The organism is Lentibacillus populi, assembly GCA_014642895.1.
GTDB classification, from domain to species: domain Bacteria; phylum Bacillota; class Bacilli; order Bacillales; family Amphibacillaceae; genus Lentibacillus_C; species Lentibacillus_C populi.
Window position 1 is genome coordinate 30,893 of record BMJD01000020.1, and the last position, 19,697, is coordinate 50,589.

Here is a 19,697-nt window from a genome sequence, read left to right on the forward strand (position 1 = left end):
TTTACTATTCACAGCAAAGGGGTGGCATCATGACACGTTTACAAGCATCTAGAAAAACTGTTTTAGCTGTTTTTATGATTTCGACATTTGCAATTGGGATGACCGAATATGTCGTAACCGGCTTGCTTACACAATTTGCCGCTGATCTGAATGTTGCTGTTTCCACAACAGGATTACTTTTAAGTGTTTACGCAATCAGTGTTGCGATCTTTGGTCCCATCTTAAGCATGATTACAATTAAAATCTCAGCTAAACCTTTACTCGTTGGCTTCATGAGCCTATTTATTATTAGTAATATCATTGCAGCAACTGCTCCAAATTTTGAAGTATTGTTATTGTCCAGGCTATTTTCAGCGATCATGCATGCGCCGTTCTTTGGTCTTAGCATGTCTATTGCTGTTAATATATCGAAACCAGAAAAACGTCCTAGCGCAATCGCTGCTGTCCAAGGCGGGCTCACCATTGCCGTGATGCTCGGAGTTCCTTTTGGTTCCTATATTGGAGGCATGTTTTTATGGCGGTACGTATTCTGGTTTATTGCATCACTTGGCATAATTGCCTTAATCGGTCTTATCTTGGTTACACCTAATCTGAAACCCGAAGTAATACCAAAATTACGGGAAGAGCTGCGGATTTTCAAAAATAAGAATGTATTGTTCGTGATTGCGATTATTATTTTTGGATTTTCTGGCGTCTTCACGGCTTACACATTCATCGAGCCGATGCTTCATGAATTTTCCGGCTTTGGGGTTAAAGGTATTACGATTGGATTCTTGTGCTTCGGAACCGGCGCTGTTATAGGCAATTTTATCTCTGGTAAAATCAGTCCTGCTCTATTAACAGAAAGACTTATTTTGGTACTCATCATTTTAGCTTCTGTGTTAGCACTGTTTACCTTTTTAATTCAGATTCCGGCACTCGCCTTTGTTATGTGTTTTTTGTTTGGTGCAGGGACGTTCGGCACAACACCGATTCTCAATTCAAAAATTATTCTTGCCGGAACAGAAGCTCCGACATTATCCGGAACGATTGCTGCATCTGTTTTTAATTTAGCCAATTCAGTTGGAGCAACACTTGGATCCTTCTTCCTAAATACAGGGGTGAGCTTTATGATGATCACCCTAATCGCTGCCGGGATGATCACATTTGGTGCCATCCTTACCATCATCACGCATAAGGTTGAGGATAAAACCCTATTCTTACCAGTAAATGGCTGATGATGTATTTGAAACATTACAGAAACGTTACGCTGCAAGTTTTTGTTCCTATTCAATTTCCCGCGATAACCTTATTCTCCATCCTTCCTATCCCTTCAATTTCCAAGGTAACAACATCCCCATCTTGGAGGAACTGTGGTGGATCCATCGCGAAGCCTACGCCATTTGGTGTTCCGGTTAAAATGATATCCCCTGGTTTTAATGTGATTAAATTAGAAATGAATTCAATTAGGTAAGGGACATCGAAAATTAAATGCTTTGTATTGGAATCCTGGCGTTTTTCTCCATTCACAAACGAGCGGATCGCTAAATTACCTGGATTACTGACTTCATCTATTGTAACGACCCATGGCCCAATAGGTGTGCTGTGATCCAATGTTTTTCCCTGCAGCCACTGTGGAGTTCTTTTTTGTAAGTCACGAGCGGATATATCATTGCCAATTGTGAACCCAGCGATGTAATTAAGCGCCTCTTCCCTTTTCACCTGTGATGCTTCCTTCCCGATAATCACCGCTAATTCTGCTTCATAATCCAGCTTGCTTGTCGAAGATGACTTTTCAATCGCATCCTCCGGTCCAATCAAGGCATTACTGAATTTTGCAAAAAGCACGGGATTGTCAGGAATTTCACTTTTCATTTCCGTCGCATGCTCCGCATAGTTCTTGCCAACGCAAATGATTTTGGATGGGGTTGAGATTGGTGTATGTAACCGTACTTCTTCTCGATCATACATTAAAACCTCTTCCATATGTCCTGCCAAATAGTCATAGGCAGCTATTGCCCGTTCGATTGCCCGATTCCCCATTGAAAAAAAGATATTAGGATCTGCCGGAAGAAGGTATTCAATGGAATGGATGGAATCCTTATCCTGTTTGGAAGAAAGTAAAGCGTGATAACTATCCTGTAAATCAGCTATTTTCCCATTGATCACACAACCAATCCGATATGTACCAGCCTTGTCTATGAATTTATAACTTACGAGTTTCATATCAGCCACCTCTTTCATTTGTTATGACTATTTTAGCATTTTATATCCTACTCTGAAAATAACATAAATTTTTCCGCTAATGGACATTTTCGTTACCTATCTTTTATACTTAAACCACATAATTGATGCTGGAGGAAGATCGTATGGGTGAATGGAAAGTACAGGTAGCCAGAATATTGGGCGAACCTACTACATCTATATTGGAGAATTATTATGGAAGTGAATCAGCTGATTTATTAGAGGTCAATGATGAGCGATTGTTGACATTTTATGATTACTTACGTGATGAGCTGAAGTTTCCATTTATGGCACGATATAAACAAGCGAAAAATGCTTATGAGTTAGTTTGTACGCGGTTGGATCAAGAAACAAATGTAAATGAGGCAGATGGAATTAAGCTAGCATGCAAACATGGCGAAACAAAATGGATTATCCCACTGTCTGAAATGGTTGTGGATGAGAAGGATGTGAATTTCTCAACGATTATGCTATATCAGAAGTGGTTTCTGGGTTCCAAAGGAATATAAAAAAAGTCCAGAAGCCGCCTAGGCAGCTTCTGTTCAAAGGGACTTACTGTTACTCCTTCGTACCCCTTACCGTCCAACCGGATGCACCATTTTTTCAATTTGTTCCCACTTTGGGTTCCAAGAATGGTGTGGTGATAATTTTTCCCAAGGGTGTCATACGGTTCATCCCCATGAATCCAGATTCGTTTGGTGCAACACTAACGATAAAGGGCTTAAGAAGGAATCAATACACGATCAATCTCTTCACTAATTTCCCTTGAACGATTTGTCGCGTGACTTACAGCTTGTGAAATAGCTTCGCCGCCATGATACTTTTTAAGCGCTTCTAAGCCTGCCGCGGTAGTACCATTTGGGGATGTTACCTTTTTCCGTAACTCAGCCGGTGATTCATCACGATCCATAATCATTTTTGCAGCACCATAAAGCGTTTGTGCGGCGATTTTCCGTGCCATTTTACCATCCATTCCACTTACCTTTCCGATATTCTCCATTTGTTCTATTAGATAATAGAAGTAAGCAGGTCCACTTCCGGCAAGCCCCGTAAAAATATCCATTTGTTCTTCCTCAATTACGTATACTTTTCCCATTACCGATAGCAGTTCTTTAACCATCCTACTATCACTATCATTGGTATCCGTTCCAAGTGACATTGCTGTTGCCGATTCCTGGATCATACTAGACGTATTCGGCATTACCCTTATTACTTTCTGACCAGCATTTAAACGCTCTTCCATATAGGAGGTGGATATACCTGCCAATACAGAAATAACGACCTGATCGGGGCGGAGCAGATCTTTAATGGTAGCAAGAGTTTCCTCTGCTCCCTTGGGCTTCATTGCCAAAATAACGAAGTCTGCTTCCCTGAATGGCATTTCCGAAAACGTAACTGTTCTTACTCTATATTTATCTTCCATCCTATTTAAGCGATCCTGATTACCTTTATTTGTAACAATGATTTGGTTAACTGGCACTTTATCCGTTTTAATCATGCCGGAAATCATCGCCTCCGCCATGGAGCCAGCCCCTAAAAATGCAATTGTTTTTTGGTTTAACATGTAAATCTCTCCCGTTGATTAGTCTATCTTACATATACAACATTATGTAGGATAACATCTGTACATAATCTTTCAAGGGAGAACCGCAAATTAATGTGCATTTGAATCAATTAATGAGGGAAAACGGTACCATTGGATGCAAAGGAATAGTAAATCAAGTCACAACCGATTTAATTCCGGAATATCGGTATATATGACGATAGAGTCTTATACAAATGCCTTACGCAGTTTCACCATTATTTTTTTAACGATATTAAAATGATGCTGCTCCTGCATTGCTAATAATTAAATACATTCTATGCATCTGTAAACCCCAAAATTTTGGCTAAGAACAAAAGCAGTTTTGAAATAATGGTTAATTTGTTCACTTTTCAAAACAACTTCTCCCATCTTCTATAAGTATATTTTTTCCTTTTTAAAACAAACTAAATGACATCAAACTACAATGGAGGCAGTTCAAAAATGGAAAAACAAACGCGAGAATATCGAACTGGTCAAGGGGTACCGGCAAAAGGCGAATACATTTGCCAATCTGGTGAACGAGTTAAGTTTAATGAAAATGATAGTTTTCCTGTCTGTCCAATTAGTGGTGAAGAAACTACATGGAAACATGAAGATCGTTGAATGATCCGGGAAAGACAGGGGGCGTTTTGTGCCCCCTCTACATGCTTCAACTTATTTCCAAACAGACTTATATTTTTTTCGATACTTGTTCAATTCTTCGGTTTCAATCAAATCCAAAGCTGTATTCCTGATAAACGCGTTTTGTACATAATCATATAAATTTTCCAGGCCCTGAATGATGTCAAAGCGAATGTAATTTGTTTCTTGAACACAATTTTTAAACCGATCCACCAGATAATTCACAACCATCTCCTTTTGCTCTTCACCTGCAAGACCGACCTTCCAGATGGATTGTAAACTATGTCTGGCAGTAACAACCTTTTTATCCTTGGTAACTTCCCATAATGCAGGGAAATCGGAAAGCATTCTATTTTCAGAATCGCTTATTGCCAAATTAGCAAGAACTGTGCTGCCCTTGATCTTTTATGGTTATCTGGAGCTGTCAAATCCCCCTTTAGCCGATCCCGCACATCGTAAGCCCAGTCCACTTTTTCTCGGTAACAGCGAGAATAGTTTTGTATGCCTCATACTGAACGTCCTTATTGTTAGATTCGAGATCATCGAAATGAGATTGTATTCTACTATTGGTCTGCCAAAGCTTTCTTTAAATTTGCCAGCTCTTCTTCAGTCAGTGTAACACCTTTTCCCATCTTTTCTTTATTTGGAGCCCAGTCTCTAATATCATATTTCGGATCGCGCCCATTCCAGCTAATGAGATTAAGCTCCTTTGTCCAACCTTTTGGTGATTCAGAAAGTACGGCAACTGTTTTGAGAATCTCATATTTTAAATCTGCCATATTTATTTCCCCTTGTTATTTTTTATGATTATAGTCCATTATAGAGAGTCTTTCATTTTATGCAAATAAGGAAAATACCTTTTTGTTACTTCAAAACAAAGAAAAATACTCATTTTATATAACATTTTACAATTTCCACAATTAAAAGTCCTCTATTTTCCATTATTCATAGCAAAAAATAAAAATACTATTAAATCAAAAAAACATTGGAAGACATTGTGCGTCATTACAAGTAACACTATTCATTCGTAGCTAACCTTCCTTGACTTATGTACCATTTATCCTGAATGGACAATTGATAAATAGCCATAATAAGAAAAAAATAAGGAGTGAAACAACATGGGTGAGTACAGTCACTTTCGCTTTGGACAAAAAGCACCAAATAACGGTATCTATCGTGAAATTGGGGAAACAGGAAACAATGTAAATGATCCGAAAATCATCAAGCTTAAAGCTGGCGAGAAGTTTCCGCAAAACTCGAACCATGACCGCGTTTGGACATACGAAAATAAAGAACAGTAAAAAAACGAACAGTGCCCGTCACTGTTCGTTTTTCAATTACTAATCGGAGATAGTTCCTCTGGAAATCTGCAAATAATGACCATCAGCCACCGTTACACTGAAGCCGGCTTTCTTCTCTTTCGATATCTACAATCTACAATCAAGGTAAATGTAAAACTTATTTTCAAAAATCATATTGACATAGTTGGAATTTTCATTATATACTGTTTTCAACAATGTTGAATTTTATTAAACTTTGTTGATTTAAGTGGATGTTGCAAAAATTTAATACACTTTCTGTAAGCGTATTCTTTTAACAGGAATTAGCATCAACCTTTCATACAACCATAAAACATCTTTAAGGAGGATTCATCATGACATCATTTATTTCCGGATTTTATAAATTAACCCCGGAAAAGCGACTAAGCAAATTAGCGTCCCTTTTAAAATTAACAGATGACGAAGTAAAAATAATCAGAGGGGAACAGGGATTTACCACACAAAACGCAGATCGAATGATTGAAAATGTGATTGGTTACTTGCCGGTCCCACTTGGCATTGCGGTTAATTTCAAAGTGGATGGGAAAGACTGTTTTGTTCCTATGGCAACCGAAGAACCATCCGTCGTCGCCGCTGCCAGCCATGCTGCAAAGTTAACTTATCATACAGGCGGATTCACTACTTCCTATACGGGTTCCATTATGCGTGGGCAAATCCAAATTATCAACTTGCGGGACCCTTATGGTGCCTTGGCTCGGATATATGAACATAAGGAGGAAATCATCCAGCTTTGTAATGAGCAAGATCAAACACTAGTTTCGTTTGGTGGTGGTGCAAAAGATTTAGATGTACAGATTATCCAAGGTGAAGATGGTCAAAAAATGGTTGTTGTGCATTTATTGGTGGATACAAAGGATGCAATGGGAGCCAATGCAGTAAATACAATGGCTGAAGCGACTGCCCCACTAATCGAAAACATAACAGGCGGGAATGTTGTTCTAAAAATTTTATCCAACCTTGCGGATCAGCGAATCGTCAGGGCACGGGCAATATTCGAAGCTCCATTTCAGGATAATCAGGAGACTTTAAAAAAATTTATAAGTGCACATCAGCTGGCACTTGTCGATCCATACAGAGCAGCAACTCATAACAAAGGAATTATGAATGGTATCTCTGCCGTTGTACTGGCAACTGGAAATGATACGAGAGCAATTGAAGCTGGAGCACATGCCTATGCTGCCTTCTCAGGAAGATATCGTTCCTTAACCCAATGGGAATTAGGAGAAAACAATTCAATCATTGGTACAATTGAGCTTCCATTAGCCGTTGGACTAATCGGTGGTGCAACACAGTCACACCCTGTAGCCAAGTTAGCAACAAAAATTTTGCAGGCCGAAACTGCTGAAAGACTGGCAGCAATTATTGCCTCAACAGGGTTAGCCCAAAATTTTGCAGCTATAAAAGCACTTGTTAGTGAAGGTATTCAAAAGGGCCACATGAAATTGCACGCCAGGAATATGGCTGCGATGGCGGGGGCAAACGAAAACGAAACGGATCAAGTCGTTGAACTTGCAACAAAGCATGAAAAATTTCGCTTTGATGATATTAAGCGATTTGTACAATTAATCCAAAAGCAATAACATATAGCAAACTATGACTCTATCATTCACCTTACTTTTGATCATCATCCACATCTGTTATACAGTATAATGGAATGAGGGAGGTGTTACCGATGAAGGAAGAAGATAAAGGGTACGTCGACATCTGGGGGGACAATGTAAAAATCAAAGATCTTGGTATTTCCATGATCCTTTGCATTGGCCTTGCACTTGGCGGCTACATTTTAGCTCCAGACAACTCTACTCAGCCTTTACTTTTTGGTCTATCGGGAGGAGTACTTGGGTTTATCATCAGCAGTATTATCATTAAACCGAAACGAAATATTACAAAGGTGAAAGGAGATGATTAGTCTTGGATATGTTAATTATCATTCAGATGATTTTAGCAAGTATTGGCGGTGCTGTCCTGTACACACTGATCGGAATCGCGCCAGGGACCGATGAAACGGCAGTACTTGCTCCTGTAACAATTGCACTCGCCCTTACAGGGATATCACCATATGTTATTCTAGCCTTTTTCATTTCGGCCATTGTAGCTAAAAAATTGACCGACTCGATTCCCGTCGCTATCGCAGGCATCCCGGGAGGCGTCATGGCTGCTCCAATGGTAGAGCATGCGATGGTATTAAAGTCATATGGGCTGCCGGATGTTAGTATAAAAAAAATGTCTTCCGGTTCCGTCATTGGCACAATCATTTCTATTCCTGCAAGCTTCCTGATTGCCAATTTGATTCTGCCCTATGCCGATAGGATTAGTCAGTATGCGGGCTTAATCTTTTTCTTAGGAGCCGTATTCCTGGCATTAATGACAAAAAATAAAGTCTTATCATTAGCCATTATCATCCCATTTGCCTTACTTATTCAAGGTTTACGCCACTTATACTGGGGCCTGGATATTATCCCTGATGATAGTACTGTTTTTATTTCTTTTTTCTTAGGAATTACGATTGGCCCAATTGCATTTAAACTATTTGAGCTGCTAAATAAAGAATATCGTAGTAACCAGCCTAGATTAGGGAATAAGGAAATCACGTTTAAGGAATCGGAAAAGGAAAAAGGCATTCCCAATCCTTTTAAAATTTTAACGAAAAAAGAATCCGCAACATCTGCATTAGGCAGCTTTATCGGATCTGTTACATTTTTTCTCTCCCCGGTAGGCATGACGGTATTTTTGGGGGAATTTTTAACGAGACATGTGAAGGATCCCGTTCAGCGCGCATCAAGAGCAATTTCGACGATGGATGGTTTAACAAATGCTTCCTATATTTCGGGAACCTTAATACCGTTAATTGCGATTGGACTGCCATTGTCACCTATGGCGATCGGACCTGCTGCGGGATTATTTAATGCACCACCCGTCTTTACACCAGAGCATAATATTCATCATCTACTTTCGATGGGTGAGATTATGACGGCAACGATTATTGGTGCTGTTATCGCATTATTAATAACATTTTATGTAACCATCAAATATGCGAGCCAAATTTGCGCTTTTGTATTTAAATACATACCACATGAAGCCCTAATTGGACTTTTCGCCGGCCTCGTTGTGATGCTTGCCTATATGGATGCTGGATGGCTCAATATATTCGGGACGATTTTAGTTGCACTTGTTTCCGGCCTGCTTCATAAAAACGGAGTAAATTATGGGGTGCTGTTTATGATATTATATGCTGCCCCTTGGCTTTTAGGGGTGTTAAGTTAAGTGCTGTTGATACGAACAGAGCCTGGCACTGTTCGTATCACAACCAATAGGTTTATATTCCGTTTGATGTTCCAAAAAATGTGAACTTCGTTTCAGTCTGGAAAAGAAATATGGTTTATTAATCTGGATGGCCTTGCCGAATAATCTAAAATAACAAAATGTTTTGTTGCTTGTATCCAAGATACTTCCCTACACCAGATCATTAATACCCCCTAAATGCCTCAATAAATTCGTTTGGAGATGACTTCACCATAAAGCTATACAAACCTTTAATGGTATGTAAATACAGAAGTCCGCCTTGGTCTCCCATTTTTCTAAACGATACGTCCAGTACTTGATGGACAGGGAACTCATTTTTTGCCGTTACAATTCGATCTTGATATAAATACATTTTATTCTCTTGTTTACGTTCCTTTTTTTCTACACTGTTTACTTCTCTTTCTACTACGGTGTACGTTTGAACAGCTATCGGATCCATCAAATTCCTCCAATTAGGTAACATAAGTTGTTTCCGAGTCATGACTACATATTCTGGAAAAACAACCGAATAACATCAGCACCGCCGATAAAGGTTCCCAATGAGCTTCCTATATTAGCTAAAACAACAATCAAGAGAATTCGGGTTACTTTATTATGCCAAAAGCCCTTCACACTAAAAACATCTTCCGAAAGGTTTTCAAAGTCTCTAACGTTAGGCCTGCGGATAAAGGCTTGGACAATTCCAGCAAACCATCCCGCGGCAATTAGCGGATTCAACGACGTGATTGGCGCCGCTATAAAAGCAGTAATAATGGCAAGTGGATGTCCTAATGCGATTACCACCCCAAGTGCTGAAAGGGACCCATTCCATATAACCCAACTGATCGTCTGCTGCCATCCAGCTGACGGGTTAGCAAAAAAGGTATATGCAATAAGTGCAATGATTAGAACAGGGATTGACCAGCCGATAATTTTGGGCACCTTGGATTTAGGTGGACGCTCTGATAAACGCTCCAAATCATGATCCTTCTTAATTTCTTTTTTTATTCCGGGAACATGTGCCGCTCCGAGTACAGCTACAACCTTTTTACCTGGTGCTTCTTTGATTTTCTGTGCTAGATATTGATCACGTTCATCAATCAATGGCGTTTTTAACCTTGGAAAGCTCTCGGTGAATTCACTTAAGATGGTATTGATCGTATCCTGTGACTTCATCCTTTCCAGTTCTTCTTCAGTAATACTTTCCTTACTAAAAATACTGCCAATAACTTGCATGAGCAGGGTGGCTTTCCCTTTTAGTCCGATTCCTCCCCAAATGCGGGAAAAGGTTATCTGGATATTTCTGTCTGCTAATACAAGGTTAGCACCAGTCGCTTCTGCTGATTTTATTCCCTGAATCATTTCCTGACCAGGATTGATTCCGAATTGCTTTGCCATTCGTCTTTGAAACGATGATATGGCAAGATTCATTAAAAGTAATGTTGCTTTCTTTTCTTTAATAACCTTAAAAATATCTGTTTCCTGCCACTTATTTCCATCGACAATCGATTGATAGCGTTGTTCGTCCAATTCAATACAAACTGAGTCCGGTTTTTCCTGTTCAATGACTTCCTTCACCTGTTCTGCGCTATGCTTTGAAACATGGGCTGTCCCAATAAGTATATATTCTTTATCGTCTAAATACAGTCTTGTAATATTTTCCTCCGACATGGCTACCTTCCTTTTACTCCCAGCATAACAAACAATATTTCTTCTATTATATAATGATAAACCAGATCGGACGAAAATAGAATTAATTTCTATCTTTTCACATGCTTTTTATAGTGAGCTTCCTGAAGATCAGTCTTTATTTAACAACTCAGCATACACTAACATTAAAAGCTAAACTGACTCTGGATACCAGTTTAGCTTTTATAATCATTTCTCCGGCGTCTTTTGGCAATAAATTTACGAATGATAGGATAAATAATTGGCCCATACTTAATCAGCCTTCTTAGTAAACGTCCGATTCTAATCTCCTCCATCTTGAAATTAAAAACCTGTAATAGTTATAGTCCCTCAAAATGGAAAAAATTAAACAAATATACTTCAGCTCATTCTTGTGTTATCCTACTCTTTCCGCAACAGCCCTGCCTGTCTCGCGGCCGGTAAAAAGACAGCCGCCGATAAATGTACCTTCCAGTGAACGGTAGCCATGAACACCCCCGCCACCGAATCCAGCAACTTCTCCGGCTGCATAAAGACCAGGTATGGCTGCCCCAGAATCATTCAAAACACTGCCCGATAGATCCGTTTGTAATCCGCCGAGCGTTTTACGACTTAAAATATTTAGCTTAACAGCGAAAAGTGGACCGTTTTTCCGATCTAGTATTTTGTGCGGGGCTGCAACACGAATTAATTTATCACCTAGGTAATGACGGGCACCACGCATTGCAGTTATTTGCAAATCCTTCGTAAATGGATTATCCATTTCCCTGTCTCTTGCCAAAATCTGCCGTTCAACATGCTCAGCCTTTAATCGTTTTTCACCGATTAGTTTGTTCATCCCGATCACAAGGTTATCAATATTGTCAGCTATTACAAAGTCTTCCCCTTTATCCATAAACGCTTGCACAGGAGATGGTGCACCTGGTAAAATCCTGCTAAATACTTTTTTGATACTTTGTTCTGTTAAATCGGGATTTTGCTCGGAACCGGAAAGAGCAAATTCCCGTTCAATAATTTTTTGCGTTAAAATGAACCAGGAATAATCGTAGCCAGTCTTTTGGATCGCTTCCAGTGTACCCAATGTATCAAATCCGGGAAAATTAGGTGCCGGGAAGCGATTTCCTTCTGCATCAAGCCAAATAGATGACGGACCGGGAAGTATTCGAATACCATGGTTAGGCCAAACGGGATTCCAGTTTTTAATTCCTTCTGTGTAATGCCACATCCGATCCCGGTTAACGATTCGGCCGCCTGCTTCTTCGGTAATCTCCAGCATTCGGCCATCAACATGTGCAGGAACACCGGAAATCATTCTTTTCGGGGCCTTACCAAGACGACTTGGCCAATTTTTTCGAATCAGATCAAAACTAGCGCCAATACCACCACTGGAAACAATTACTGTCTGAGACCGATATTCAAAGTCATCCACTATTTCTCTGGAACTTTTCTCGCCGCGTTCAACGGTGCTTAGAGCAAGAACAGAGCCACTCGCACCAACAATTGCATCGTTATTTGTTATTAGCTGATCAACACGATGACGGGGTTTGTATGTAACGATTCCGTTCTTTATATGCTCCCGAACACGTCGTTCAAATGGCGCAACAATTCCCGGACCTGTCCCCCAAACGATATGGAAGCGAGGTACGGAGTTTCCATGACCTTCTGCTAGATAACCACCCCGCTCTGCCCAGCCAACAACCGGAAAAATCCGAACACCCATCTCATGTAACCAGGCACGTTTTTCCCCAGCGGCAAAATCCACGTATGCTTCTGCCCATTTTCTCCCCCAATAATCCTCATCTTCTTCTCGATCAAAGCCAGCCGTACCCAGCCAATCCTGCCATGCCAATTCTTTTGAATCCTTTATCCCCATCCTGCGCTGTTCCGGGGAATCGACTAGAAATAGACCACCGAACGACCACCATGCCTGGCCACCAAACGAGCTTTCGGGTTCTTGGTCAAGCAGCAAAACTTTTTTACCAGCATCAGCTATTTCTGCCGTCGCTGTCAGACCGGCAAGACCAGCACCGATTACAATTACGTCATATTCCATGAAAATATCCCCCTTTGTCGATATCGCACGGACTTCCGTCAATGTTGTGCTTTAAACACATTCTCTTCAAAATCCTTATTACTATAATTCAACATAAGCTGGCATTTCCCTTTTTAAAAAAGAATTGTATTTACTTTTACCGGTACATTTTACCTGTGTTTAGAGGATGAATGGTCTTAAAATATAAATGAATTGTATAATAAATAGGTAGTTAAATCAGTATGGCGCCTTCTGCAAACGAAAGGCGCCATAACCGGTTAAAACGTATGGTAAACCGCTTCACACTCTTCACCTGTTGGCTCATAGAAACAGTGCAGCTTATAACGCCCTACAAGTGGCTGATCATACCAAGTTGGCGGGCAGTCACCTTCTGGTCTAAAATACCACAAACTGTATTTTGCCGGCCAATGACTGTATCCGTCTATTACTCTGCGCGCTAACCGTTTATCGACCTCCCGGGCTCTTTGATAAAAATAGCCATGAATAGTAGCCTCAAACGCATGCGGCTGGAAAACCATATCCCGGATGCTGCGTAAACCCGTAAAATCTGAACAATTAGCCCTTACCCGGTTAATGCCAACGTTACCGACAAGCAGCATACCGAGTTTTCCTTCCCCTTCAGCCTCCGCCCTAAGCAATCTCGCTAAAAGGTCAATGTCCTTTTCTGTAGCTCTCACAACGGCCATGACTCCACCTCCATTTTTGTTTCATCTTTATTAATGTTGCGGATTATCCATATCAACAACCAATCGATTCAGCTGTCGGAAAGTTGAGAACCTCAGCCTTACAGAAGTTTCCGGTGTGTACTTCTGCCCTTTTTTACACAATACAGTCTATGGATATTTCTCGAGTAGGTGCAAGCGTTTATTAAATTTGCGAATTCTGACAAGCATTAGGGGACATTCTACAAAATAAAATAGTTTGAATACGTATGAATGCTTTGATACAAATAAAACTATGAACAGAAGTTTTCTATGCAGATAGGGGGAAAGGCGGAAGAAGTTTCCTTGGCTTACGATGTCACTGTCGAAAAGGTCGCTGCAACCTTAAATATAAAAGGGGTTATCAATCAAAGCTTTACCTCTAGTGAATAAGGATCGGTCACCTTTACACCATCAAAACGGATCAACACAGAGGTAAGTTGTTATGTTGAAGTAGTGGATATAAAAAACAGCCTGAATTAATTGGAGAGCATTAGAGAGAAATTATATCGCTAATAATTTCTCGCTGTATTCACGGCGTACAGGATCTCCTACTTACTTGCCTGCCTCAAGCCTCTTAATTAAAACCCACACCATTTTACTAATTTGTCTTACATTATGTTCTTCGATTGATTGTTCACAAGCCTTTCCTAATGAGATAAGTACACTTTCCAACAAAAAGAGGCGGGGTTTATCCGCTTGCAGCTCGTTCTGTAAAAACCGAATGTATTCCATTTTTTTTGAATCATCCTGTTTATTCCGATCCATTTTTTTAATAAGCTTTTCCAGTTGAGCGATGACGTGTTTTTTTGTTTCTGATACATCAAATACATCAAAGTTCTCACAACTCATTGACATACCGAGCCAATTTTCGGGAAAAAATACATTGCCGCTTTGCAATTGTTCCTTAATCATTGGTTTTAAGCGATCAAGTGCAAACTGAATCACATCTTCTGAGGCGATCGCTTCGTTCGTTCCCAGCTTCCAGACATGCATAAGCTGATGAACCATACCAAGGAGGATCGTTGCATGATCAAGAGCATACCGATTTGTATCAACCTTAAAAATTTCGGTCAATCTTCTCGCTATCCATTGTAGCTCCGCAGCATGTTGTTCTTTTAAAAAGATCTGTAAATCAATATCATCTGAAAAGGAAACAGAAGTAAAGAGTGCCATGATATTGTGCTCCCGGTTCATATTCATGCGGACAGCTATTTGGGCAACGAAAACTTTCTCATCATCTTTTTTCTTTCCATGAGCAAGCTCTCTCCGTTTTTGATCACCCTCTTCTTCTACAAACTCCAATATCGCCATTAGGCATTCATTTTTCGATGTGAAGTAATTATAAAACGTTCCTTTTGCTACCTGTGCCTCCTCCAAAATATCCTGTATCGAAGTAGATGCAAACCCTTTTTCGATAAATAAATGGTGTGCAGCATCAATGATTTGTTTTTTTCTCAAGCTCATCATATCACCTTTTTTATAATAGTGGTCTACTATTAAAATAGCTCTATAACGCATATATATCAACAAATATTACTTAATTGAATTTTTATGTTGCAAAAACTAGACTGACGGTATAGAATATATTCTATGCTTAATTTAAATACTGAAAGAAGGAAAACAAAATGTCTGAAACCAATTCTATCCAGAATAAAGCCCCCTATGGCATGATCATCATCTTATTTATTGGTGCCTTTGTCGCCATTTTGAATGAGACACTTTTAAATGTTGCACTTCCATCCATTATGGAAGAATTTGATGTTAATGCTACAGCCGTTCAATGGCTATCGACGGGTTATATGCTAATCAATGGGATCTTAATTCCCGCAAGCGCATTTCTAATTCTGCGTTTTACAAACAAACAATTGTTTATTACAGCAATGGCTTTGTTCACTGCTGGTACCTTACTTGCCAGTCTGGCTCCGACATTTGGTGTACTTCTTGCAGCACGGATGATTCAGGCTTCGGGTTCTGCAATTATGATGCCTTTGTTAATGAATGTGATGCTGACAGCCTTTCCGGTTGAAAAAAGAGGGACCGCGATGGGGACATTCGGACTCGTCATGATTGTAGCACCAGCATTAGGACCAACGCTATCCGGCTGGATTGTTGAGCACTACAGCTGGAGAACGCTATTCGATATTGTATTGCCATTTTCCATTTTAACACTTGTTCTATCTGTGTTTAAATTGAAAAATATTACACCACAACGTGCGATAAAACTGGATATTCTATCGATCGTCTTATCCAGTATCGGTTTCGGCGGCCTGCTTTATGGCTTCAGTTCTGCTGGAGACAAGGGCTGGGATAACCCCCTTGTATATGGAACGATAGCAGCTGGAGCAATTGCATTAATTGTTTTTACCTTACGTCAGTTGCGGATGGACGACCCAATGCTGGAGTTCCGGATTTTCAAATATCCAATGTTTGCTCTATCATCCGCAATCGCAATTGTAATAGCGATTGCCATGTTCTCCGCGATGATTTTAATGCCAATATATGTGCAAACCATTCGCGGAATTTCCCCAATGGAATCCGGTTTGCTTATGCTTCCGGGTGCGATCGTGATGGGGATTATGTCGCCAATTACAGGTAGACTTTTTGATAAATATGGTGCACGCACACTGGCTGTCATTGGTTTAACGATTACGATTGTAACGACGTATTATTTTAGTCGGATAAATATGGATACCTCCTATACGAATCTTGTATTACTTTATACATTCCGTATGTTTGGAATGTCCATGGTAATGATGCCTGTTATGACAAATGGTTTGAACCAGCTGCCGATGAAAGACAATCCGCACGGGACTGCTATGAATAACACATTACAACAAGTTTCCGGCGCTATCGGTTCTGCCTTGTTAATTACTGTGATGAACAATCGTACAGAATCAAAAGCTGAAGAATTGGCAGCCAATGCGATGGCAAATATGGATCCAAGCGCTGCACAGCAATCCGCACAAGCAGCAGCTGAAATGAAACAACAGCTTCTAAATGAGGCAATGCTAGATGGAATCAACTTTACCTTTTTCATCTCTACACTGATTGCGGTAATTGCGCTTGTATTAGCATTTTTTATTAAGCGAGTAAAACCTCATCATGCAGATAAACATGTGGATGAAACAGTTGTTAAGCCATCAGAAGTGGTAACGGAGTAGAATAAAAGCAGATATAAAACCCCAAACGTCGGTTGTGGTTACTTCCGCGTTTGGGGTTTTGTATTTTTAGATTAACTCATATTGGGTATCAATTCATGGCTGCTCCAATAATTAATGGCAAGATTAGTAATGACAGGGCCAAGCAAATTAATATCCACGATACTTTCTTTGGCAACTTCTTTCTTCCTGCCCCCTTATACCAGCCGGAAAATTGCAATCTATTTTTATATAACAGATAGAGCAACATATAAATCCCAATTGCACCAAGCCATTGATACTTTTGGACATTTTTTTCTGTATATATCTCACCTATCAGCAACCACGCTAAACCACCAAGCAGGATAAAAATGAAAATGATTCGAAGTAATTCCAGGAAAATTCTCATGTTTACACACCGTTTCTCACTTAATATTTCTTTTAACAACATATGTAATCGAATTGTTTTTTGTTGAACTCTACCTCCATTTATCAAAGCTCTCAACCAACTCTACACCACCAGAAGGGACGGACCAAAGCTTTCTCTCCTCTGGCCTCCCCTGTTTCACCATAAGGATTTGACCATTTTCATTCACACAAACACCAGCAGAACCAAACCACTTTTTCATCCATTCTATTTCCCCTTCAAAATTTTCTTTTTCCATTCCGTATTTAACATCGAACATATTAATGCATCATGAGACTGTTTATTTTGGTATAAGTAGCCTCTTAATTTCCCTTCAAATACAAAACCGATTTTTTTCAGCAGATTATTTGAAGCTGTGTTATCAGGGAACGTCACTGCTCCTATCCGGTATAACTCCAAATCTATAAAAGAGTATCCTAATACTTCATTAACCGCTTCTGTTACATACCCCTTCTGCCAATAAGAAGGATGCAGCTCAAAACCTATTTCTGCTTTTTTTCCTTTAATGTTCAGATTGTTTAAACCGACCGTTCCAATAAATTCTTGTGTGTTTTTTAACACCATACCCCAGCGAATCCCACGCTCGCTTTTATAATTTTCCCGGAAATGATTAATTATTTGTTGCGCTTCCTCTTCGCTATGCAAACTTTCCATTCCGTAATATTCCGTTACGTCGTCCCTAGACATAATATCGAAAAAACTTTGTTGATGTTGGTGACCTTTTCAACTAAATTTAGCCTCGCTGATTCGAGTGTTGGAAATGACATTTAACTTCGCTCCTCCATTCTTTCTATGAACATTTATAAAACCTTCAAACCCACTTTATATCCCGCTTGTATTCCTAAGTACAACTCTCCAGCCATCAGGATCTTCAATCGTAATACCTTTCTCTTCCCAATAAGGATTTTCTGGTGCCACTTCTTCATATCCCATCCGAAACAGTCTCGCAACAATTCTATCAACTTGAGCTTTATCCGGAATATAGAAAACTAGTAAGTTATCTTCGGTTGGTGCTGGGCACGGGCTTCCATTTTCATGTGTAGTAAATTCGAGGTGATAGGAAGAACCAGGGAGTCCATAAATTACCCCTTTATATCCCCGGTGGCCAGCAAAATCGGTCAAACGGGGCAGTCCTATTCCGTTTTCGTAAAAATTAATTACTTCTTCAAATTTGTCAGTTGGTCTAGCAACTCTAATTTGCGCTACTGAAAAATCATTAAATTCCATTATTTCACTCCTCAATTTCAAATGCGATTCCATCAATATTTTTAATTTCACCTAGTAAATATCTATCATCCGTGTCGATATAAGCTTCTGATTCATGTGCAATATTAACCAGCCAGGGCTTTCCTTCTATGAAAAAGGACAAATCCTCTGGCAAATTATGCTGTTCCCAGGAATATAATGATTTGGATACTTTTTTAATAACTTGTTTGGCGTGGTCATCCGTTCGATAATAATATACGTATGCCCACTTTCCCCAACCCAATAACTTTGTACTTGGCCATTCTTTTTGTTTTTTCCTTTTTATTAGAGAACTACTCAATTCCTCAAGCACGTGGTCAAATTCCTTAGTTGACCCCATATCTTTTCTGACTACCAGTATAAACATATCACTGGCAGAAAAAGCTAAATCAATCAATTTTTCATATGATTCATTCTTCACATCTTCCAGGAAGTTAATTATCATAAGAAGCCCCCATTCCCTTTTCCATTTCACTCGGCTTTTTCAATAATTATTAAAAATATAAAAAGGGTAAAACAACCAATAATCATCGATAAAGGTAATCATAAAAAACCAAGGATTATTCCAGAAACAGTAAACCCGATTACAACATCCCATCTGTTTTTGATTATATGAAACCATATTGCAACAAACATAAAGGTTAATCCAACCGTTAACTGCCTGATCGAAAGACCCGCTAAATAGCTAAAAATGTAATTGCTTAACGCAGTAAGCCAATAGTATGATGCCTCCCTCTAATGGCAAGTATATGTGTTATTAGATTATAATCTGAAGTATCCATTCTTTCAATCACATTTGGACAAATTTATTACCATATATTATAATTATTAAAACTATTTTAAAGGACGCTAATTTATGACAAACAATAAAACTCCAATCGGAGAAAAAAGCATTGTACTAATTGGTTTTATGGGTGTAGGAAAAACAACTGTCGGTCAATTGCTCGCTGATAAACTAAACCGATCCTTCATCGATATTGATGAAGAAATTGAAAGAGAATATCAAATGCCAACTACAGAAATCTTTAAAACTATCGGTGAAAAAAAATTCCGGGAAAAAGAAAAGGAAACCGTCATTTGTTTCGCAAATCAACGTGGTAAAATCATCTCGTTAGGCGGCGGGGCATTTATGCAAAAAGAAATAAGGGATGCCTGTCTTCAGAATTGCATCGTTTTCCACCTTGACATTTCCTGGGAGTACTGGAAAGACCGCTTCGGAACATTAATAGAAAGCCGGCCCCTTTTACAAAATAAAACAATGGAAGAGGTTGAGGCTTTATTCCACGAACGAAAAAAGACCTATGCTGACCACCATTCAAATGTAATGACGGATGGCTTTACTGAAGAAGAAGTTGCTAAACAAATCATAAACTTAATAGAGTTGCCGGAGAATTAAACGATTAATTGCCGAC

The 19,697-nt window shown here is 39.5% G+C and carries 23 protein-coding genes and 1 pseudogene; 9 read left to right on the forward strand and 15 right to left on the reverse strand.

Annotated features, from left to right (window positions below; genetic code table 11):
• The first annotated feature begins 29 nt into the window (after nucleotides 1-29).
• The gene (locus IEX12_RS12755) at nucleotides 30-1,217 is read left to right on the forward strand and encodes an MFS transporter (RefSeq protein WP_088049551.1); all 1,188 of its coding nucleotides are present in this window, start codon (nucleotides 30-32) and stop codon (nucleotides 1,215-1,217) included.
• A 52-nt stretch (nucleotides 1,218-1,269) separates the two neighbouring features.
• Here IEX12_RS12755 and IEX12_RS12760 read toward each other — a convergent pair whose 3' ends face one another.
• Nucleotides 1,270-2,205: a fumarylacetoacetate hydrolase family protein gene (locus IEX12_RS12760; protein ID WP_088049550.1), complete on the reverse strand. Its 936-nt coding sequence runs from the start codon at nucleotides 2,203-2,205 to the stop codon at nucleotides 1,270-1,272.
• A 143-nt stretch (nucleotides 2,206-2,348) separates the two neighbouring features.
• Between IEX12_RS12760 and IEX12_RS12765 the strand changes: the two genes are divergently transcribed.
• Nucleotides 2,349-2,732 carry a calcium-binding protein gene (locus IEX12_RS12765; RefSeq protein WP_159457749.1) on the forward strand — a complete coding sequence of 128 codons (384 nt, stop codon included), beginning with the start codon at nucleotides 2,349-2,351 and terminating at the stop codon, nucleotides 2,730-2,732.
• Between the two features lie 212 nt (nucleotides 2,733-2,944).
• On the opposite strand, the gene proC is transcribed toward IEX12_RS12765, so the two are convergent.
• Nucleotides 2,945-3,787 carry a pyrroline-5-carboxylate reductase gene (proC, locus tag IEX12_RS12770; protein WP_088049548.1) on the reverse strand — a complete coding sequence of 281 codons (843 nt, stop codon included), beginning with the start codon at nucleotides 3,785-3,787 and terminating at the stop codon, nucleotides 2,945-2,947.
• A 462-nt stretch (nucleotides 3,788-4,249) separates the two neighbouring features.
• Here proC and IEX12_RS12775 point away from each other — a divergent pair, with 462 nt between their 5' ends.
• Nucleotides 4,250-4,411, forward strand: coding sequence for a hypothetical protein (locus tag IEX12_RS12775; protein WP_188725295.1), 162 nt, complete (start codon nucleotides 4,250-4,252; stop codon nucleotides 4,409-4,411).
• 51 nt (nucleotides 4,412-4,462) lie between these two features.
• Here the strand turns inward: IEX12_RS12775 and IEX12_RS12780 are convergent.
• Both IEX12_RS12780 and IEX12_RS12785 read right to left on the reverse strand, forming a co-directional pair.
• A pseudogene (locus tag IEX12_RS12780) lies at nucleotides 4,463-4,988 on the reverse strand (hypothetical protein).
• A 4-nt stretch (nucleotides 4,989-4,992) separates the two neighbouring features.
• Nucleotides 4,993-5,208 (reverse strand): YdbC family protein, encoded by a 216-nt coding sequence (locus IEX12_RS12785; protein ID WP_088049547.1) that lies wholly within the window; start codon nucleotides 5,206-5,208, stop codon nucleotides 4,993-4,995.
• Nucleotides 5,209-5,547: 339 nt separating this feature from the next.
• Between IEX12_RS12785 and IEX12_RS12790 the strand changes: the two genes are divergently transcribed.
• The 4 genes from IEX12_RS12790 (at nucleotide 5,548) to IEX12_RS12805 (ending at nucleotide 9,033) form a co-directional block, all read left to right on the forward strand.
• Complete coding sequence (locus tag IEX12_RS12790) at nucleotides 5,548-5,730, forward strand: YjzC family protein (RefSeq protein WP_088049546.1); 183 nt, start codon at nucleotides 5,548-5,550, stop codon at nucleotides 5,728-5,730.
• Nucleotides 5,731-6,083: 353 nt separating this feature from the next.
• Entirely contained in the window at nucleotides 6,084-7,349 is a 1,266-nt protein-coding gene (locus IEX12_RS12795; RefSeq protein ID WP_088049545.1) for a hydroxymethylglutaryl-CoA reductase, degradative, read from the forward strand.
• A gap of 92 nt (nucleotides 7,350-7,441) precedes the next feature.
• Complete coding sequence (locus tag IEX12_RS12800; protein ID WP_088049544.1) at nucleotides 7,442-7,678, forward strand: hypothetical protein; 237 nt, start codon at nucleotides 7,442-7,444, stop codon at nucleotides 7,676-7,678.
• A 2-nt stretch (nucleotides 7,679-7,680) separates the two neighbouring features.
• Nucleotides 7,681-9,033, forward strand: a complete 1,353-nt coding sequence (locus IEX12_RS12805) for a tripartite tricarboxylate transporter permease (protein WP_088049543.1) — start codon at nucleotides 7,681-7,683, stop codon at nucleotides 9,031-9,033.
• A gap of 202 nt (nucleotides 9,034-9,235) precedes the next feature.
• On the opposite strand, the gene IEX12_RS12810 is transcribed toward IEX12_RS12805, so the two are convergent.
• From IEX12_RS12810 to IEX12_RS12830, 6 genes are all read right to left on the reverse strand, one after another.
• Nucleotides 9,236-9,511: a hypothetical protein gene (locus IEX12_RS12810; protein WP_088049542.1), complete on the reverse strand. Its 276-nt coding sequence runs from the start codon at nucleotides 9,509-9,511 to the stop codon at nucleotides 9,236-9,238.
• Nucleotides 9,512-9,555: 44 nt separating this feature from the next.
• Nucleotides 9,556-10,722 (reverse strand): TraB/GumN family protein, encoded by a 1,167-nt coding sequence (locus IEX12_RS12815; RefSeq protein WP_188725296.1) that lies wholly within the window; start codon nucleotides 10,720-10,722, stop codon nucleotides 9,556-9,558.
• 194 nt (nucleotides 10,723-10,916) lie between these two features.
• Nucleotides 10,917-11,036, reverse strand: coding sequence for a small protein YxzF (gene yxzF / locus IEX12_RS24020; protein ID WP_503826792.1), 120 nt, complete (start codon nucleotides 11,034-11,036; stop codon nucleotides 10,917-10,919).
• Nucleotides 11,037-11,116: 80 nt separating this feature from the next.
• Complete coding sequence (locus tag IEX12_RS12820; protein WP_286171140.1) at nucleotides 11,117-12,796, reverse strand: FAD-binding dehydrogenase; 1,680 nt, start codon at nucleotides 12,794-12,796, stop codon at nucleotides 11,117-11,119.
• A 233-nt stretch (nucleotides 12,797-13,029) separates the two neighbouring features.
• The gene (locus IEX12_RS12825) at nucleotides 13,030-13,458 is read right to left on the reverse strand and encodes a cell wall hydrolase (RefSeq protein WP_088049539.1); all 429 of its coding nucleotides are present in this window, start codon (nucleotides 13,456-13,458) and stop codon (nucleotides 13,030-13,032) included.
• A gap of 570 nt (nucleotides 13,459-14,028) precedes the next feature.
• Entirely contained in the window at nucleotides 14,029-14,934 is a 906-nt protein-coding gene (locus tag IEX12_RS12830; protein ID WP_159457748.1) for a TetR/AcrR family transcriptional regulator, read from the reverse strand.
• A gap of 167 nt (nucleotides 14,935-15,101) precedes the next feature.
• Between IEX12_RS12830 and IEX12_RS12835 the strand changes: the two genes are divergently transcribed.
• Nucleotides 15,102-16,637 carry a DHA2 family efflux MFS transporter permease subunit gene (locus IEX12_RS12835; RefSeq protein ID WP_088049537.1) on the forward strand — a complete coding sequence of 512 codons (1,536 nt, stop codon included), beginning with the start codon at nucleotides 15,102-15,104 and terminating at the stop codon, nucleotides 16,635-16,637.
• 88 nt (nucleotides 16,638-16,725) lie between these two features.
• Here IEX12_RS12835 and IEX12_RS12840 read toward each other — a convergent pair whose 3' ends face one another.
• The 5 genes from IEX12_RS12840 to IEX12_RS12860 form a co-directional block, all read right to left on the reverse strand.
• Nucleotides 16,726-17,022 (reverse strand): hypothetical protein, encoded by a 297-nt coding sequence (locus IEX12_RS12840; RefSeq protein ID WP_088050946.1) that lies wholly within the window; start codon nucleotides 17,020-17,022, stop codon nucleotides 16,726-16,728.
• A 70-nt stretch (nucleotides 17,023-17,092) separates the two neighbouring features.
• The gene (locus IEX12_RS12845) at nucleotides 17,093-17,242 is read right to left on the reverse strand and encodes an NUDIX hydrolase (RefSeq protein ID WP_088049536.1); all 150 of its coding nucleotides are present in this window, start codon (nucleotides 17,240-17,242) and stop codon (nucleotides 17,093-17,095) included.
• Nucleotides 17,243-17,247: 5 nt separating this feature from the next.
• A complete protein-coding gene (locus IEX12_RS12850; protein WP_308777781.1) occupies nucleotides 17,248-17,694 on the reverse strand; it encodes a GNAT family N-acetyltransferase in 447 nt (148 codons plus the stop codon).
• Between the two features lie 168 nt (nucleotides 17,695-17,862).
• A complete protein-coding gene (locus IEX12_RS12855; protein ID WP_088049535.1) occupies nucleotides 17,863-18,267 on the reverse strand; it encodes a VOC family protein in 405 nt (134 codons plus the stop codon).
• Nucleotides 18,268-18,271: 4 nt separating this feature from the next.
• A complete protein-coding gene (locus tag IEX12_RS12860; RefSeq protein WP_088049534.1) occupies nucleotides 18,272-18,730 on the reverse strand; it encodes a stage III sporulation protein AH in 459 nt (152 codons plus the stop codon).
• A 411-nt stretch (nucleotides 18,731-19,141) separates the two neighbouring features.
• Here IEX12_RS12860 and IEX12_RS12865 point away from each other — a divergent pair, with 411 nt between their 5' ends.
• Entirely contained in the window at nucleotides 19,142-19,681 is a 540-nt protein-coding gene (locus IEX12_RS12865; protein ID WP_088049533.1) for a shikimate kinase, read from the forward strand.
• Nucleotides 19,682-19,697: the final 16 nt, after the last annotated feature.

Coding starts and splice junctions, on each gene's coding strand:
- IEX12_RS12755 (WP_088049551.1), top strand. CDS start 30: ATGACACGTTTACAAGCATCTAGAAAAACTGTTTTAGCTGTTTTTATG.
- IEX12_RS12760 (WP_088049550.1), bottom strand. CDS start 2,205: ATGAAACTCGTAAGTTATAAATTCATAGACAAGGCTGGTACATATCGG.
- IEX12_RS12765 (WP_159457749.1), top strand. CDS start 2,349: ATGGGTGAATGGAAAGTACAGGTAGCCAGAATATTGGGCGAACCTACT.
- proC (WP_088049548.1), bottom strand. CDS start 3,787: ATGTTAAACCAAAAAACAATTGCATTTTTAGGGGCTGGCTCCATGGCG.
- IEX12_RS12775 (WP_188725295.1), top strand. CDS start 4,250: ATGGAAAAACAAACGCGAGAATATCGAACTGGTCAAGGGGTACCGGCA.
- IEX12_RS12785 (WP_088049547.1), bottom strand. CDS start 5,208: ATGGCAGATTTAAAATATGAGATTCTCAAAACAGTTGCCGTACTTTCT.
- IEX12_RS12790 (WP_088049546.1), top strand. CDS start 5,548: ATGGGTGAGTACAGTCACTTTCGCTTTGGACAAAAAGCACCAAATAAC.
- IEX12_RS12795 (WP_088049545.1), top strand. CDS start 6,084: ATGACATCATTTATTTCCGGATTTTATAAATTAACCCCGGAAAAGCGA.
- IEX12_RS12800 (WP_088049544.1), top strand. CDS start 7,442: ATGAAGGAAGAAGATAAAGGGTACGTCGACATCTGGGGGGACAATGTA.
- IEX12_RS12810 (WP_088049542.1), bottom strand. CDS start 9,511: ATGGATCCGATAGCTGTTCAAACGTACACCGTAGTAGAAAGAGAAGTA.
- IEX12_RS12815 (WP_188725296.1), bottom strand. CDS start 10,722: ATGTCGGAGGAAAATATTACAAGACTGTATTTAGACGATAAAGAATAT.
- yxzF (WP_503826792.1), bottom strand. CDS start 11,036: ATGGAGGAGATTAGAATCGGACGTTTACTAAGAAGGCTGATTAAGTAT.
- IEX12_RS12825 (WP_088049539.1), bottom strand. CDS start 13,458: ATGGCCGTTGTGAGAGCTACAGAAAAGGACATTGACCTTTTAGCGAGA.
- IEX12_RS12835 (WP_088049537.1), top strand. CDS start 15,102: ATGTCTGAAACCAATTCTATCCAGAATAAAGCCCCCTATGGCATGATC.
- IEX12_RS12840 (WP_088050946.1), bottom strand. CDS start 17,022: ATGAGAATTTTCCTGGAATTACTTCGAATCATTTTCATTTTTATCCTG.
- IEX12_RS12845 (WP_088049536.1), bottom strand. CDS start 17,242: ATGAAAAAGTGGTTTGGTTCTGCTGGTGTTTGTGTGAATGAAAATGGT.
- IEX12_RS12850 (WP_308777781.1), bottom strand. CDS start 17,694: ATGGAAAGTTTGCATAGCGAAGAGGAAGCGCAACAAATAATTAATCAT.
- IEX12_RS12855 (WP_088049535.1), bottom strand. CDS start 18,267: ATGGAATTTAATGATTTTTCAGTAGCGCAAATTAGAGTTGCTAGACCA.
- IEX12_RS12860 (WP_088049534.1), bottom strand. CDS start 18,730: ATGATAATTAACTTCCTGGAAGATGTGAAGAATGAATCATATGAAAAA.
- IEX12_RS12865 (WP_088049533.1), top strand. CDS start 19,142: ATGACAAACAATAAAACTCCAATCGGAGAAAAAAGCATTGTACTAATT.